This window comes from Stenotrophomonas sp. DR822 (assembly GCF_019793815.1).
GTDB lineage: Bacteria > Pseudomonadota > Gammaproteobacteria > Xanthomonadales > Xanthomonadaceae > Stenotrophomonas > Stenotrophomonas indicatrix.
In genome coordinates this window covers 4,263,572-4,279,972 of sequence record NZ_CP081826.1, presented here as the reverse complement: position 1 = coordinate 4,279,972, position 16,401 = coordinate 4,263,572, and the positions used below count along the sequence as shown (strand labels likewise).

Below are 16,401 nucleotides of genomic sequence, written 5' to 3'. Positions count from 1 at the left end.
CCCCATGTCCGAGTCACCCGCCCCACGCCCTTCCCGCCCGCTGCCGCCGGTAGCCATCGTGATCGGCGTCCTGTTCTTCTTCGGCCTGCTTGGCCTGATGATCTACGGGGTGATGAAATCGGGCGATCCGCAGCGCGACGTGCTGCCCTCGGCATTGATCGACAAGCCGGCGCCGGCGTTCGCGCTGCCGGTGCTGCATGACCCGCAGATGATCGTGCGCAGCGAGGAGCTGCGTGGCGCGCCGTACCTGCTCAACGTCTGGGGCAGCTGGTGCGCGGCCTGCCGTGAAGAACATCCGGTACTGACCCGCTTCGCCGAGAGCAAGCGCGTACGCGTGATCGGCTACAACTGGAAGGATGAACCGACCGACGCGCTGCACTGGCTGGAACAGCTGGGCAACCCGTTCATGGTCGTGTTGAGCGACATCGAAGGCCGCACCGCCATCGACTGGGGTGTAACGGCAGCACCGGAGACCTTCCTGGTAGACGGCAGTGGCATCGTACGCTGGAAGTACAGCGGCGCGATGACCCAGCAGGTGGTCGATGAGAAGTTGATTCCGGCGCTGGAAAAGCTTGAAAAGGCCCAGGGCGATGCTGGCAACACCCTGCACGCCTCGCCGTAAGCGCATGCGCTGGCTGCTGCCGCTGCTGCTGGCGATGACCCTGGCGCTGCCAAACTCCGGCCTCGCCCAACAACCGGTGCATGATGCGCGGCCGCTGATGTTCCGCGATGCAGCCGAGGAAGCGCGCTTCCACGACCTGGCTGCGCAGTTGCGCTGCGTGCAGTGCCAGAACCAGTCATTGGCCGATTCCAATGCGCAGATCGCGCAGGACCTGCGCCGTGAAGTGCTGCAGTTGATGCAGCAGGGCCTCGACGACGCCGCGATCAAGCAGTTCCTGGTCGCCCGCTATGGCGAGTTCGTGCTCTATCAACCGCCACTGCAACCGGGCACCTGGCTGCTGTGGGGCGGTCCGCTGCTGGTACTGGGTGGCGGCGCGCTGGTGGTGACGGGCATCGTCCGTCGCCGCAGCCGGCAGATGGATGCATCCGCTGCAGCGGACCCTGCCGAGGGAGAGGACTGGTGATGCACTGGTTGCCGATGGTTGCCGCAGTGGCCGCAGCGCTGATGGCGGCCGTGGTGCTGTGGCCGCTGCGCCGGCAAGGCCGCCGCAGTTTCGTGCTGGGAATGCTGACACTGGGCGTGGCCGGCGCCTGCCTGTACCTGCTGGTCGGCAATCCCCGCGCCGCACAGGTCCAGCCTGCGCCTTCGGTCGCTACGTTGCGCGACGGTGTCGAGGCGCTGCAGCAGGCGCTGCAGCGTGACCCGCAACGTGCGGATGGCTGGGCGCTGCTGGGTCGTTCGCAGGCCGAGCTTGGCAATGCCGCCGCCGCGGCCGACGCCTTCAACCGCGCCGCAGCACTGGCACCGGACGAACCGGGCGTGCTGGTCGAGGCCGCGCAGGCGCGCGCCCAGGCCGATCCCGGCAAGCAGTTCGATGACACCGCGCTGGCATGGCTGCAACGCGCGCGCACCTTGTCGCCCGAGGCCGAGCGCGCAAGCTGGCTCCTTGGCATTGCCCTGCGCCAGCGGGGCCGCAATGCCGAGGCCGCCGAACTCTGGAGCACGCTGCTGCCACGCCTGGAGCCGGGTGCCGCGCAGGCGCTGCAGGCGCAGATCGCCATCGCCCGCGAGGCGGCCGGCCAGCCGTCGCACGCGCCGGCAGCTGCCCCCGCGCTGCTGCAGGTACGGGTGCAGCTGCCCGCATCGTTGAAAGCGGGTGACTGGCCGGCCAGCACCCAGGTCTTCGTGCTGGCGCGCGCGGTGGGCGGCCCGCCGATGCCGGTGGCTGCACGCAAGCTGCCCCTGGCCGGCTTTCCTGCAACGGTCGGCCTCGGCGACGGCGACAGCCCGATGCCGACCGCACCGTTGTCGGCACATCGCGAAGTGGAAGTACTGGCGCGCATTTCGCGCAGCGGCAGCGCCAACCGCAGCGAAGACGACCTGCAGACCGCCCCGGTCAAGGTCACCCTGCCGCATGACGGTGTGGTTGAACTGCAGTTCCCGTAACGTACACGCGTCGCTGCGCTCGCCGGGCATGGCCCGGCGCTACCCACGCGCACCACCGGTAGCGCCGGGCCATGCCCGGCCGATCCAAGCACAGCCGGTTGATGGAAACCAGCGTGTCGCCAGCTGCACACGCCGCCCCGCTAGAATGCCCACATGACCGAATTCATTCCGCCCGGCACCCGCTTCCATGCCCTGCCCTCGCCGTTCCCATGCAAACGCGGCGGCGCCCTGCACGGCGCCCGTGTGGCGTACGAGACCTGGGGCGCGCTGGATGCAGACGCCAGCAACGCGATCCTGATCGTCACCGGCCTGTCGCCGGATGCGCATGCCGCGGCCAACGAAGCCAATCCTGCGCCAGGCTGGTGGGAAGCCATGCTCGGCCCCGGCAAGCCGATCGATACCGACCGCTGGTTCGTGGTGTGCGTGAATTCGCTGGGCAGCTGCAAGGGTTCCACCGGCCCGGCCTCGATCAATCCGGCCACCGGCGACCTGTATCGCCTGGATTTTCCGGAACTGTCGATCGAAGACGGCGCACGCGCAGCGATCGACGTGGTGCGCGCCTTGGGCATCGAGCAGCTCGCCTGCGTGATCGGCAATTCAATGGGCGGGATGACGGCGCTGGCGGTGTTGCTGCTGCATCCGGGCATCGCCCGCAGCCATATCAACATTTCCGGCAGCGCGCAGGCCCTGCCGTTCTCGATCGCCATCCGTTCGCTGCAGCGCGAAGCGATCCGCCTGGACCCGCGCTGGAACGGTGGCCACTACGACGATGAGGCGTACCCGGAATCGGGCATGCGCATGGCACGCAAGCTGGGCGTGATCACCTACCGCTCGGCACTGGAATGGGATGGCCGCTTCGGTCGCGTGCGGCTGGATTCAGACCAGACCGACGATGATCCGTTCGGCCTGGAATTCCAGGTCGAGAGCTACCTGGAAGGCCATGCACGCCGGTTCGTGCGCTTCTTCGATCCGAACTGCTATCTGTACCTGAGCCGCTCGATGGACTGGTTCGATCTGGCCGAGTATGGCGATGGCGATGTGCTGGCCGGACTGGCCAGCATCCGCGTCGGCAAGGCACTGGCGATCGGCGCCAACACCGACATCCTGTTCCCTGTACAGCAGCAGCAACAGGTCGCCGATGGCCTGCGCGCTGGTGGCGCGGACGCGCGTTTCATCGGCCTGGAATCGCCCCAGGGTCATGACGCGTTCCTGGTCGACTTCGAGCGTTTCGGCCCGGCCGTGCGCGGCTTCCTCGACGAACTGTAGTGGCGTGGCGGCGCAATCTCGCACTGGCCGCGTTCGGTGCGTTGATCGGCTTGACCGCAACCGGTGTGTATCCGCTCTGGCTGGGCGCATGGTGCGTGCTGGCCAGTGCGGTGTCGTTCGGCCTGTATGGGCACGACAAGCGCGCCGCGCAGCGAAAACAGCAGAGGACGCCCGAACGCGCGCTGCAGCTGCTGGCCTTTGCCGGCGGCTGGCCCGGCGCGCTGCTCGGCCAGGCGCTGTTCCGCCATAAACATCGCAAGGCGCCGTTCCAGTGGGTGTTCTGGTTATGCGTGCTGGCCAACGTGGCCTCGATCGCGGTGATGCTGCGCGCGTTTTCGCGGTAGCTGCCCTGTAGATCCACGCCACGCGTGGATATGCCGACCAAGGTCGGCATCTACCGAAGCGGTTCGCGGACAAGCATCCCGTCCACCAACCGGTACTGCACATCCACCACACCCGCGGGCAGGTCATCGTGGGTGATCATCAGCAGGCTGCGCCCTTCCAGCAGTGCTGGCAGGTCCTGCAGCAGCGCGCGCGCGGTATCCACGTCCAGGCCTTCGGTGGGCTCATCCACCAGCAGGATCGGCGCATTGCGCAGCAGCGCGCGGGCCAGCGCCAGGCGACGCGCCTGGCCGGCCGACATCGTTGCGCCGTTCTCGCCCACCCACGCCTGCAGGCCGCCGTTGCGCTCGGCCCATTCACCCAGCCGTACCCGTTGCAGCACCGCCCACAACGCTTCGTCGCTGGCCTCGGGATCGCCCAGCCGCAGGTTCGCGGCCACGCTGCCGGCAAACACCGGCGCGTTCTGCGGCAGCCACGCAAGGTGCCGGTGCCAGTCGGCCTGGGCGACATCGCGCAGGTCCTGGCCACCGTAGGTCAGCCGCCCCTGCTGCGGATCCCACAGCCGCAGCAGCAGGCTCGACAAGGTGGTCTTGCCGCTGCCGCTGTCGCCACGGATGGCAATGCGCTCGCCCGGTGCAAGCGTCAGCTGCAGGCCACGCAGCACCGGCCGTGCGGCGCCCGGCCACTGGAAGTGCACATCGTCCCAATGCACGGTCGCCGCCGGCGCCAGCGGCTGCGGCGACACCGGCTCCTGCACCGAAGGTGCCTGCTCGACGATGCCCTGCAGGCGCGCGGCCGCAATGCGGCCCGATTGCAGCGACTGCCAGGCCAGGCCCATGCCCGCCCACAGTTCGATCATCGCCACGGTCAGGAACACCAGCCCGGCGGCCATTTCCGCTGCGATGCGCTGTTGTTCGGCCGCATGCAGCGCCAGTGCCAGCATCGCTACCAGGCCGAGCCCGGCCAGCACACCATGCAGCGTTGATGCAGCGATCAGCCGCAGGCGTCGACGACGATCGCGCGAGGCCACCTGCTTGGCCGCCACCCGCACCTTCAACTGCCAGGCATTGGCAGCGTTGAGCGCGGCCAGGTCAGCCGCCCCTTCCAGCCCCTCGAATGCCGCCGTGCGCAACGCTGCGCGATGTGCGGCTCGGTCGGCCTCTTCGCTGTCATGGCCCCTCACGCCCAGCCACGGCACGCCAATGCCGATCAGCAACGCCAATACCGCCAGCAGCACCGCTGCCGATGGCAGGATCACCGCTGCCGAGCCCACGCCCACCAGCGTCAACGCGCCCAGCGCCAGCAACGGGCCGATGGCACGCACCAGCAGGCCATCGATTTCGCCGATATCACCCAGCAGCCGCGCCAGCAGATCGCCGGTGCGGGTTGCACCCAGACGTGCCGGGGCCAGTGGCAGCGCGCGGCGGAAGAACCATACGCGCAGGTCGCGGGCGATGCGCAGGGTGGCGTCATGCCCGACCAGCTTTTCGAAGTAGCGCGATGCGATGCGCGCCATGGTCAGCCCGCGGATGCCGGCCGACGGAGTGAAGAAATTGAAGCCCTGGCCAAGGCCCGCTGCACCGGCCAGCGCTGCAGCAGTGAGGAAGCCACCGGACAGGCCCAGCAGGGCGGTGCCGGCCAGCATCGTGGTCCACAGCAGCAGCACTGCCAGCAGCAGGCGCGGGCGATGACGCAGGAATACCGTGCGCAGCGAATCGGCGGAGCGGCTCATGCGCGTACCGCCTGTGCCGGTTCCACCAGGCACCCTTCGGGCAACAGCAGGCAGCGGTCGGCCCAGGCGATCACCGCCGGGCTGTGGGTGGCCACCACCACGCTGCGTCCGCGCGCATAGGCGGCCAGGCTGCGCAGCAACGCTGCTTCGGTTTCGGCATCGAGAAACGCGGTCGGCTCGTCCAGCAGCAGCACCTGCGGATCGCGCAGCAGCAGGCGCGCCAGGCCAATGCGACGTGCTTCGCCACCGGACAGGCCGAAGCCGCGCTCGCCGATCAGCGTATCCAGCCCCTGCGGCAGGCGCTGCGCGAACTGCAGCACCTGGGCGGCTTCGGCGACGGCGCGCAGGCGCGCGTCGCTGGCACCGGGATCGGCCAGGCGCAGGTTCTCGGCAATGGTGCCGTGAAACAGATAGGGACGCTGGCTGGCATAGGCCACCTGCAGCCCCGGCCGCAGCTGCACCCGGCCCGCACGCGGCGGCAGCCAACCGGCCAGCGCTTCCAGCAGCGTGCTCTTGCCGCTGCCACTGGGGCCGACCAGGGCCAAACGCTGGCCCGGTTCCAGCTGCAGGTCCAGGTTCTGCAGCACATCGTGCGCAGCGCCCAACGGACGCAATACCAGACCGTGCGCCTGCAGCGGTGGCAGGGCGGCCTCGGCCGGCTCCGGCGCCAGCGGCACCGTGCCGTCGATTGTGCTGGCCTCCTCTTCCGGCAGCACCTGCAGCAGGCGCTGCACCTCAGCAGCGGCGGCCAGTGCATTGGCGCGGTCGTGATAGTGCGCGGCCAGGCGCCGCAACGGTGCGTAGAACTCCGGTGCCAGCAGCAGGCAGAACAGGCCCGCCCCCAGCGTCGGCACGGTCGCATGCAGCGACATCAGGCCCAGATAGCTCAGGCCCAGGTACAACGCGACCATCGCCACGCTGACCGAGGCAAAGAATTCCAGCACGGTGGACGACAGGAAGGCGATGCGCAGCACCTTCATCGTGCGTACGCGAACACCTTCGGCTGCCGCCTCGATCCCGGCCAGCTCGGCCTCCCCACGACCATACAGGCGCAGCAGGCCCAGGCCCTTGATGCGATCGGCAAAGTGCCCGCTCATCCGCGCCAGCTCGCCCAGCTGCGCACGTCCGGCGGCTTCGGCGCCCCAGCCCACCAGCATCATGAAAAACGGCACCAGCGGTGCAGTGAACAGCAGGATCAGTGCAACCACCCAATCGACCCAGGCCACGGCAACCAGGATCAACAACGGCACCACCACCACTTCGGTGCGTACCGGCAGGAAACCGCTGTAATAATTTTCGACAGCGTCGCCGTGATGCAGCATCAGCTCGCCCAGTTCGCCGGTGCGGCGCTGCCGCAGCCACAACGGACCGTGCCCGAGCAGGCGCGCGAAGACACGCTCGCGCAGGGACAGCCGTGCGGCGTCGGCAACGTCACCAGCTGCGGCCTGGGCAGCGCTGCCCAACAGGGTGCGCACGACAAGGATCACCGCCAGCGCGCCCAGCACCGGCAGGCCCTGGGCCAGCGGCGCGCGCTCGACCAGCACCTGCTGCACCAGCCAGGCGATGGCGCCGGCCTGGCCGATCAACAGCGCGCCGGATACGCTGATGCACAGCGACGCCAGCCGCTGCCGCCCCCTCGCTGCACGGGCCAGGTCGGCCAGCCAGGCAGTCCGTTCACGCCGCAGGCGGCTCGATTCATCATCCCTGTCAGGGGCGTCAGCAGTCGGTTCGGCAGCGCTCAAGGCTCTTCACAGGCAGCAGGGATTGGACGGCATTGTAGGCCCAGGCAACAGCCTTCCCCCGCGGCCGGCGGTCGCAGTCTTCATCGGGTTGGCATACGATCCCCCTGAACACCTGTTCATACATTGATCTGGATCAAGGCTGTTTGAAGTAGTCGGTCACATCATTCACCCCGTAGACCACCCTTCCCGCCACCTGCAACGGCACTATCCAACGAGGTAGCCAGGCCATGATTGATCAGACAGTCGTAGAACTGTCGCGGCTGCAATTCGCTCTGACCGCGATGTACCACTTCCTATTCGTACCGCTCACCCTTGGCCTGTCCTTCATGGTGGCCATCATGGAAAGCGTGTACGTCATGACCCGCAAGCAGGTCTGGCGGCAGATGACCCTGTTCTGGGGCGCCCTGTTCGGCATCAACTTCGCCATCGGCGTGGCCACCGGCCTGGTGATGGAGTTCCAGTTCGGCATGAACTGGTCCTACTACAGCCATTACGTGGGTGACATCTTCGGTGCGCCGCTGGCCATCGAAGGCCTGATGGCGTTCTTCCTGGAAGCGACCTTCATCGGCCTGTTCTTCTTCGGCTGGAAGCGCCTGAGCCCGGTCAAGCACCTCACCGTGACCTGGCTGATGGCGCTGGGCACCAACCTGTCGGCCGTGTGGATCCTGATCGCCAACGGCTGGATGCAGAACCCGACCGGTGCGGTGTTCAACCCGGAAACCATGCGCATGGAAGTGGTCGACTTCGCTGCGGTGCTGCTGAACCCGGTGGCGCAGGCCAAGTTCGTGCACACCGTCAGTGCCGGTTACGTGACCGGTGCGATCTTCGTGATGTCCATCAGCGCCCTGTACCTGCTGCGCAACAAGCACAGGGACATGGCCCGCCGCTCGTTCGCGGTGGCCGCGGCCTTCGGCCTGCTGTCCTCGCTGTCGGTGGTGGTGCTGGGTGACGAAAGCGGCTATGCCGCCAGCGAACACCAGAAGATGAAGCTGGCGGCGATCGAAGCGATGTGGGAGACCGAGCGTGCGCCGGCCGACTTCACCGCCTTCGGCATTCCCAACCAGACCACCCACACCAACGACTACGCGATCAAGATCCCGTACCTGATGGGCCTGATCGCCACCCGTTCGCTGGACCAGCCGATTCCGGGCATCCTGGAACTGGTGGAGCGTGCCGAGCACCGCATCCGCGGTGGCCAGATCGCCTATGGCGCACTGGAACGGGTGAAGAAGGACAAGAACGATCTCGAAGCACGCGAGATGTTCGATCGCCATTGGCAGGACCTTGGCCATGGCCTGCTGCTGAAGCGTTACCGCGAGGACATCCTCAACGCGACGCCGGAGGAAATCTCCAAGGCGGCGATGGATACCGTACCGCGCGTGGCACCGCTGTTCTGGACCTTCCGCATCATGGCCGGGCTGGGCTTCTACCTGATCGCCTTCTTCGCGCTGGCCTTCTACTTCTCGTGCCGCAACAACTTCCAGGACAAGCGCTGGTTCCTGAAGCTGGCCGTGTGGAGCCTGCCGGCACCGTGGATCGCGATCGAATGCGGCTGGTTCGTGGCCGAGTATGGCCGCCAGCCGTGGGCGGTGGATGGCGTGCTGCCCACGTTCTACGCGGCATCGGGCCTGGCACTGCATGAAATCCTCACCACGCTGGCGGTGTTCACCAGCCTGTACACGGTGCTGCTGATCATCGAAATCAAGCTGATGCTGAAGGCGGTCCGCAAGGGCCCGGACGACATCCTGCCGACGCTGCAGGCCGACATCCGCCCTGTTTCCCCCAATGCCGTTGCCCCCGGCCAGGCCTGAGGCAGGAGAATCCAGATGGAATTCATTGCACTTGATTACACCACGCTCCGCGTGATCTGGTGGCTGCTGCTCGGCATCCTGCTGGTCGGCTGGGCCGTCATGGATGGTTTCGACCTTGGCGTCGGCACGCTGCTGCCGTTCGTGGCAAAGACCGATGAAGAACGCCGGCTGGTGATCAACACCGTCGGCCCGGTCTGGGAAGGCAACCAGGTCTGGTTGGTGCTGGGTGGCGGCGCGATCTTCGCCGCATGGCCACCGCTGTATGCGGTCAGCTTCTCCGGCTTCTACCTGGCGGTGTTTGCGATGCTGTTCGGGCTGATCCTGCGCCCGGTCGGCTTCAAGTACCGCAGCAAGCTGCCGTCCAAGCGCTGGCGCGACAACTGGGACCGCGTGCTGTTCGTCGGTGGCCTGCTGCCGGGCCTGATTGCCGGCGTCGCGGTGGGCAACGTACTGCTGGGTGTGCCGTTCCACTTCGATGACACCCTGCGCGTGACCTACACCGGTTCGTTCTTCGGCCTGCTCACGCCGTTCGCGCTCATCGCCGGCCTGATCAGCGTGGCCATGCTGGTGTCGCACGGTGCGGCCATGCTGGTGCTGAAGACCGACGGCCCGGTGGCCGAACGTGCAGCGCGCTATGGCAGCATCGCCGCCATCATCAGCTTCGTGTTGTTCGCCGCTGCCGGCGCCTGGGTGGCCTTCGGCCTGCCGGGCTACCAGATCACCTCGCAGGTGGTGACCGACGGGCCGACCAATCCGCTGCTGAAGACCGCCGAACTGGGGGCCGCCGCAGGTGGCTGGCTGCGCAACTACAGCAGCATGCCGGCAACGCTGGTATTCCCGGTGCTGGGCCTGCTGGGTGCGCTTGCCAGCGCGGTGCTGCTGCGCGCGCGTCGTGGCGGCCTGGCCTTCATCGCCTCGGGCGCGTCCATTGCCGGCATCATCCTCACCGTCGGCTTTGCGATCTTCCCGTTCCTGCTGCCGTCGTCCAGCCAACCCACCTCCAGCCTGACCGTCTGGGACAGTTCGTCCAGCCACCTCACGCTGTGGGTCATGCTGCTGGCCACGGCCATCTTCCTGCCGATCATCCTCGCCTATACCACCTGGGTGTACCGCGTGCTGAAGGGCAAGACGACGGTCGAGGACATGGACGACAACCCCAACGCGTACTGATTGCCCGTGTGCCGGCCGAGGGTCGGCACACCCCTCGCACACAGGAGATTGACCATGTGGTATTTCGCTTGGATTCTCGGCGCTGGCCTGGCTTCGGTCGTGGCCATCCTCAACGGGATGTGGTTCGAAGCGCGCGAAAGCGCCCGCGCCGACAAGGAAGTGCGTTGAAACTGTAAAAAAGGGTTGCCGATACGGCCTTCACACCGTATTCTTGGCGGCTCCTTCGGGGTGTAGCTCAGTCTGGTAGAGCGCTACGTTCGGGACGTAGAGGTCGCAGGTTCGAATCCTGTCTCCCCGACCACTTCGGTGGTCGCATTGAAGCCTGGTGAAGTCTTCCAGGCTTTTTTGTTCCCGCAGGAGTCGCTGCCACGGCAGCGAAGCAGAACGGCCTTCCCCCTTGCCGCCATCGGGGGAAATGGCTAGAATAGGCGGCTCCCTTCGGGGTGTAGCTCAGTCTGGTAGAGCGCTACGTTCGGGACGTAGAGGTCGCAGGTTCGAATCCTGTCTCCCCGACCACTCCGGTGGTCACCAAGAAGCCTGGAAGACATCCGTGTCCTCCGGGTTTTTTTGTATCTGGAATCCGGCACTCCCGGCTACGCCGCCATCAGCACATGCCGCCGGGGACCTGACCCGGCCCGGCCACGTACAATGGCCGCCACTCCCCCACCTGCCACACCGGCCGCGCCCGGTGCGGGCGCTGCACGTCATTCTGCATGGCGTGCGCCACCTGCAAGGAACACCGCATGACCTCGCCCACCTCCCCTTCGCCATCACTACTGCACGGGCGCGTGCTGGCGTTCGCCGCGATCCTGCTGGCGGCGGTCAACCTGCGTACCGCCGTCACCTCCATCACCCCGTTGCTGGACGTGCTGGGCCAGCAGTTCGACTTCGGCACCACCATGACCGGCGTGCTGGGCATGCTGCCGACCGCCTCGTTCGCACTTTTCGGCGTCGCCACCCCGGCGCTGGCACGACGCCTGGGCCTTGAGCGCACCACCCTGCTGGCGATGCTGATGGCTGCCGCCGGCCTGCTGCTGCGCTCCAGCGCCGGCAATGTCGGCACCCTGCTGCTGGGTTCGGTGATCGCACTGGCGGGCATGGGCATCGGCAACGTGGTGGTGCCGCCGCTGGTAAAGCGCTACTTCGCCAACAAGGTCGGCACCATGAGCACGCTGTACATCAGCGTGCTGCAGCTGGGCACGATGATGCCGGCGCTGCTGGCGGTGCCGGTGGCCAACGCCGCAGGCTGGCGGGTGTCGCTGGGCATGTGGGCGCTGCTGGCGCTGGCTGCGACCCTGCCATGGATGCTGCTGGCACGCAGTGCGCCCAGGCCGGTGCTGGACAGCAGCGATCCCACCGCGCAGCCGCACGGCAAGGTCTGGCGTACGTCGCTGGGCTGGAGCATGACGCTGATGTTCGGCATGACCTCGCTGATGACCTATTCGATGTTCACCTGGCTGCCGCGCATCGTGGTCGAAGCCGGCGCTACGCCCGCCTTCGGCGGGGTGATGGTTGCGGTGTTTTCGGCACTGGGCCTGCTGCCATCGCTGGTGATCCCATCGCTGGCGGTACGCCTGCAGAATCCCTTCCCGCTGGTGCTGATCGGCTTCTCCGCCTTCGTCATCGCCTTCGCCGGCCTGCTGTTCGCCCCGATGAAGGCGCCGTTGCTGTGGGCCTGCCTGCTGGGCGTCGGGCCGTCCACGTTCCCGCTGGCGCTGACCCTGATCAATCTGCGCACGCGTACCCCTACCGGTTCGGCGGCCCTGTCCGGCTTCATGCAGGGCGTGGGCTACAGCTTCAGCTGCCTGGGCCCGTTCCTGGTCGGCTGGCTGCATACTGTCAGCGAGGGCTGGACCCTGCCTTTCGCCTTCCTGTTCGGCTGCGCACTGCTGATGCTGTGCGCCTCGTGGGTGGCCTGCAAGCCGCGCAAGCTGGAAGACCTGTGGTGAACGGCGCGGCGGGCTGACGCCCGCCCGCGCAGCTCGGCCGGCCCTCCGCCGCTGCCATCGTCTACACACCGCCACCGCAGCGCGTGACGTAGCGTGTCGAAACCTGACCCATCTGGTGCCCGAACCGGCGCTGCCAAGGCTGTGCGCACCGGCAGGGAGGGTGCCAGATTGCTCCAGCGCACTACCGTCGGCAGCTGGAAAGTGTATTGGCGACAACGCGTTGCGGCGGGGCTGGCCGGTCATCGAAAGACTCTCCGTCAATCAGGTACGGATCGGTAGTAGGCGCTCTGGCAATGCGTCAGCTATAGTTGGCATGTGATGTGCGTCACACTTTTGAGCACATCGTTCAGCATTGGATGCTTAGGGGGTCTCATGGTTGTTCACCGTCCGCTGGCGCTGTGCGTCGGCCTGGCCTGCGCCACTTTGGCGTACTGGGCCCACGCGGCCTCGCCGCCCACCGTCATCACGCGCGCCGACCGGCTCGCCGAGATCGGGCACTACCGTGACCAGGCGCGCTGGGTCGATGCGCTGGCAGCGATCGAGCGGGCACAACTGCGGGAGCCCGACGACGACCTGCTGTACAAGCTGCAGGTACTGACCCTGGGCGACATCGGCAACGCCCATCGCGCCTGGCGGCTTTACCAGGCCCGGCCCAACCTGTTCGACCAGGACCAGAAGGCGCGGCTGGAGGCCAACTACGTGGCCAAGCTGGTCAACTGGAGCCTGGCCTACGGGGAAAGCGAAGACACCCGGCTGGACGAGGCCGAGGCTTCGCTGGCTGAAATGGAGCAGTACGTCGCGCGCGATGGCACAACGCAGGCGCAGGCGCCGCTGCGGATCCGCATGGACCGGCTGATCCTGCTCAACCGCCTGGCCCGCCACGCGCAGGTGCGCGACGAGGCGCGGGCGCTGCAGCGCGAAGGCCATGCCCTTCCCGATTACGTGCTGCCAGCCGTAGGCGACTCGCTGATGGCCACCCAGAACCCGGCCGAGGCCATACCCTTGCTGGAGGCCGCCGCAAAGAACGATCCCTCACGCTTCGAGTCACGCTCGGAGCTGGCCTACGCCTATCTGGAGACCGAGCAGGCCGAGAAGGCGGTGGGCTACCTGCAGGCCTGGCAGAAGGACGAACCGGCCTGGCGCTGGGGCGGTGGCAAGACCCCCTTCCAGAACTGGGCGCGTTACGAGGCCGACCTGAACCTGGGGATGGTGCGGGCCTACAGCGGCGACCTGCCCACGGCCCAGCGCGAACTGGAAGCCCTGGTCGAGGTCGGCCCGGGCAATGGCAGCCTGCAGACTTCACTGGGCAGCGTCTACCAGATGCGCGGCTGGCCACGGCGGGCGCTTGAGCGCCACCAGATGGCCTATACGCTGGACCCGCGTGACATCGCGCCGCGCCTGGGCATGTACGAATCCTACGTGCAGCTGCAGCGCGACGACCTGGCGCGGCCGCTGCATGACGACCTGATGGCACGCTATCCAAGCCAGCCGGCGGTGCAACGCATGGACCGTGACTGGCGTGCCCATCGCGGCTGGCAGCTGCTGGCCAGGGTCGAGGGTGGCCGCAGTTCCGGCGGCGGCGGCACCTCGCCGCTGGGCAACGACGACCTGCACTACGGCGTGGAAGCGGCCTCGCCGGTTCTCAACGACCGCTGGCGCCTGTTTGCCTTCGCCGACCGCCGTTCGGTCAGCTTCCAGGAGCAGGACATCGATCCGCTGTGGATCGGTGCCGGCGTGCGCTACCGTTTCGACCGCCTCGATGCCGAGGCGGCGGTGATGCGCCCCAACGACAGCATCGGCGACACCGGCCTGCGCGGCGGCTTCGGCTGGCAGTTCAATGATCGCTGGCATGCCGGCGTAACCGCTGCCCGCAATGATCCGGAAGCCTCGATGCAGGCACGCGTGGCCGGCATCACCGCCGACAGCGTTGCCGTTGCCGTGGATTACACGCGCAACGAGCGCACCCACTGGAGCTTCGGTGGCAGCCGGTTCCGTTACGACGATGGCAACCGCCGCGATACGCTGAACAGTGCGATCGAACAACGGCTGTTGACCCGCCCGCGCCTGTTGATCGATGGCCTGGGCAGCGTCTACACCAGCCGTGGCAGCCGCGACGATGCGCCCTACTTCAACCCCTCGCGGGATCGCTCGGTGGAAGTGGGCCTGCGCATCGACCAGCAGCTGTGGCGCCACTACGAGCGCCACTTCCGCCATCGCCTGACGGTGTCGGTGGGCAATTACTGGCAGGAAGGCTTTGGCAGTTCAATCATTCCGACCGTGGCCTATCGCCACGAATGGCAGTTCGATCAAGGGCGGATCTTCGAGTACGGCGTGAGTTGGTCGCGGCCGGTCTACGACGGCCAACGTGAACGACATATCGGCTTCGATGCCGCGCTGCGCTGGGGAGAATGAGATGGAACGGATGTTTCGCAACCTGACGACCGTACTGCTGCTGGCGCTGCTGGCCCTCGCCCTGCCCGCCGCCGCCCAGCGCGCCAGCTCGGCCGCGGAACTGGACGCGGCCGACAACGGCCTGCTGGTCCTCAGCTACCACGACGTGCGCGATGATGTGCTGGAAAAATCCGACGGCGACGCCTACGCGGTCAGCACGCAGAACTTCGCCGCACACCTGGACTGGCTGTCCGCCCATGGCTATCACCCGGTCTCGCTGTCACAGCTGATCAAGGCCTCGCGCGGCGAAGCAACGCTGCCACCGCGGCCGGTGCTGCTGACCTTCGACGACGGCCTGCGCAGCGTGTACAGCCGCGTCTATCCGCTGCTGCGCGCGTACAACTATCCTGCACTGGTGGCGGTGATCACCGACTACGTGGACATGGCACCGGGCCGCACCATCGACTACGGCTACCGTCCCTTCGGCCATGACGACTTCCTGACCTGGGACCAGCTGCGCGAGATGCAGGCCAGCGGCCTGATCGAACTGGCCAGCCATACCGACAACCTGCACCACGGCGTGCAGTCCAACCCGCAGGGCAACCAGACGCCGGCGGTGATCACCCGCATCTACGACCCCAAGGCGCAGCGCTATGAAAGCGCGCAGGAGTACGAGAAGCGCCTGCGCGACGATCTTGGCCGCAGCGTGCAGCGCATCGAGAAGGAACTGGGGGTGCGCCCGAAAGCGATCGTCTGGCCGTATGCCGCCTACAACCAGTTGAGCAATGAAATCGCCGAGCAACTGGGCATGCCGGTGTCCTTCGATCTGGAAGGACGCAGCACGCCGGTGACGGCCGACCTGCATGGCCTGGCACGCCTGCTGGTGACCAGCAACCCAAACGTTACTTCGCTGGCCTTCGAGCTGCGTCGCAACGTCAATCTGGACGGCACCCGTGCACTGCAGATCGACATGGACTCGGTCTACGACAGCGACCCTGCACAGCAGGCACGCAACCTGGATGCGCTGATCGAGCGGGTGAAGCGGATCGGCCCGACCCATGTCTACCTGCAGGCCTTCGCCGATCCGGACGGCAACAACACCGCCGATGCCCTGTACTTCCCGAACCGCCACCTGCCGATGCGCGCGGACCTGTTCAACCGCGTCGCCTGGCAGCTGAAAACCCGTGCCGGGGTGAAGGTGTATGCGTGGTTGCCGGTGCTGGGCTATGAACTGCCCGACGCTGCGCAGCGTGCGGCGCTGGGCATCCAGAGCCCGGAACGCGATGGCATGTACCGCTTGGATTTCACCAAGCCGCAGGCACGACAGATCATCAAGGACATCTACGAAGACCTGGCAATCAATTCGTATTTCGAAGGCCTGCTGTTCCACGATGACGGCTACGTGCGCGATACCGAACTTGCCCAGCTGCCGCAGGAAGGCAGCGACGGCGGCCGCACCCAGGCGCTGATTGATTTCACGCTGGAACTGCGTGACAGCGCACAACGCTGGCGCCCCAAGCTGGGCACCGTGCGCAACCTGTACGCGCAGCCGGTGCTGGAGCCGCAGAGCGCGGCGTGGTTCGCCCAGCGCCTGGACCTGTTCAACAAGGCCTACGACCGCACCGCGCTGATGGCGATGCCATGGATGGAAGGCAGCCGCCGCCCGCAGCGTTGGCTGGACAAGCTGGTGGTGGCCGTGCGTGCGCACGACCCCGAGCTGAAGCACACGATGTTCGAGCTGCAGACCGTGGACTGGCGCACGCAGCGGCCGATCAGCGGCGAACAGCTGCGCGCGCAGATCCGCCGCCTGCAGGCACAGGGCGTGCGCCATTTCGCGTGGTACCCGGACGATTTCATCGCCGACAAGCCGTCGACCCAGGATGCACGCGCGGCGATGTCCGCGCGCAACTTCCCGTATCCGGAGAAGTGA

The 16,401-nt window shown here is 67.1% G+C and carries 13 protein-coding genes and 2 tRNA genes; 13 read left to right on the top strand and 2 right to left on the bottom strand.

Annotated elements, in window-relative coordinates:
* The first annotated feature begins 4 nt into the window (after positions 1-4).
* The 5 genes from K5K93_RS19385 (at position 5) to K5K93_RS19365 (ending at position 3,678) form a co-directional block, all read left to right on the top strand.
* The gene (locus K5K93_RS19385) at positions 5-622 is read left to right on the top strand and encodes a DsbE family thiol:disulfide interchange protein (protein ID WP_025876469.1); all 618 of its coding nucleotides are present in this window, start codon (positions 5-7) and stop codon (positions 620-622) included.
* 34 nt (positions 623-656) lie between these two features.
* Positions 657-1,085, top strand: a complete 429-nt coding sequence (locus K5K93_RS19380; protein ID WP_261311980.1) for a cytochrome c-type biogenesis protein — start codon at positions 657-659, stop codon at positions 1,083-1,085.
* Entirely contained in the window at positions 1,079-2,068 is a 990-nt protein-coding gene (locus K5K93_RS19375; RefSeq protein WP_222391131.1) for a tetratricopeptide repeat protein, read from the top strand. Before K5K93_RS19380 ends, K5K93_RS19375 begins: the two co-directional genes overlap by 7 nt.
* A gap of 153 nt (positions 2,069-2,221) precedes the next feature.
* Complete coding sequence (locus K5K93_RS19370; RefSeq protein WP_222388776.1) at positions 2,222-3,334, top strand: homoserine O-acetyltransferase; 1,113 nt, start codon at positions 2,222-2,224, stop codon at positions 3,332-3,334.
* Positions 3,334-3,678, top strand: a complete 345-nt coding sequence (locus K5K93_RS19365; protein WP_222388774.1) for a DUF1294 domain-containing protein — start codon at positions 3,334-3,336, stop codon at positions 3,676-3,678. The genes K5K93_RS19370 and K5K93_RS19365 overlap by 1 nt, the downstream gene beginning before the upstream one ends.
* A 50-nt stretch (positions 3,679-3,728) precedes the next feature.
* Here K5K93_RS19365 and cydC read toward each other — a convergent pair whose 3' ends face one another.
* The gene (cydC, locus tag K5K93_RS19360; protein ID WP_222388772.1) at positions 3,729-5,408 is read right to left on the bottom strand and encodes a thiol reductant ABC exporter subunit CydC; all 1,680 of its coding nucleotides are present in this window, start codon (positions 5,406-5,408) and stop codon (positions 3,729-3,731) included.
* Entirely contained in the window at positions 5,405-7,150 is a 1,746-nt protein-coding gene (gene cydD, locus K5K93_RS19355) for a thiol reductant ABC exporter subunit CydD (protein WP_222388769.1), read from the bottom strand. Before cydD ends, cydC begins: the two co-directional genes overlap by 4 nt.
* Before the next feature lie 227 nt (positions 7,151-7,377).
* Between cydD and K5K93_RS19350 the strand changes: the two genes are divergently transcribed.
* The 8 genes from K5K93_RS19350 to pgaB all read left to right on the top strand — a co-directional run bounded on the left by K5K93_RS19350 (position 7,378) and on the right by pgaB (position 16,401).
* Positions 7,378-8,961: a cytochrome ubiquinol oxidase subunit I gene (locus K5K93_RS19350; protein ID WP_093821205.1), complete on the top strand. Its 1,584-nt coding sequence runs from the start codon at positions 7,378-7,380 to the stop codon at positions 8,959-8,961.
* Positions 8,962-8,976: 15 nt separating this feature from the next.
* Entirely contained in the window at positions 8,977-10,131 is a 1,155-nt protein-coding gene (gene cydB, locus K5K93_RS19345) for a cytochrome d ubiquinol oxidase subunit II (protein ID WP_222388767.1), read from the top strand.
* A gap of 54 nt (positions 10,132-10,185) precedes the next feature.
* Entirely contained in the window at positions 10,186-10,299 is a 114-nt protein-coding gene (gene cydX / locus K5K93_RS19340; protein WP_025876452.1) for a cytochrome bd-I oxidase subunit CydX, read from the top strand.
* A gap of 56 nt (positions 10,300-10,355) precedes the next feature.
* Positions 10,356-10,432 (top strand) — tRNA-Pro (locus tag K5K93_RS19335).
* Positions 10,433-10,570: 138 nt separating this feature from the next.
* Positions 10,571-10,647: transfer RNA gene (locus K5K93_RS19330), tRNA-Pro, on the top strand.
* A gap of 227 nt (positions 10,648-10,874) precedes the next feature.
* Positions 10,875-12,080: an MFS transporter gene (locus tag K5K93_RS19325; protein ID WP_222388763.1), complete on the top strand. Its 1,206-nt coding sequence runs from the start codon at positions 10,875-10,877 to the stop codon at positions 12,078-12,080.
* 372 nt (positions 12,081-12,452) lie between these two features.
* Complete coding sequence (gene pgaA, locus K5K93_RS19320) at positions 12,453-14,492, top strand: poly-beta-1,6 N-acetyl-D-glucosamine export porin PgaA (RefSeq protein WP_093821201.1); 2,040 nt, start codon at positions 12,453-12,455, stop codon at positions 14,490-14,492.
* A 10-nt stretch (positions 14,493-14,502) separates the two neighbouring features.
* Positions 14,503-16,401 carry a poly-beta-1,6-N-acetyl-D-glucosamine N-deacetylase PgaB gene (gene pgaB, locus K5K93_RS19315; RefSeq protein ID WP_222391129.1) on the top strand — a complete coding sequence of 633 codons (1,899 nt, stop codon included), beginning with the start codon at positions 14,503-14,505 and terminating at the stop codon, positions 16,399-16,401.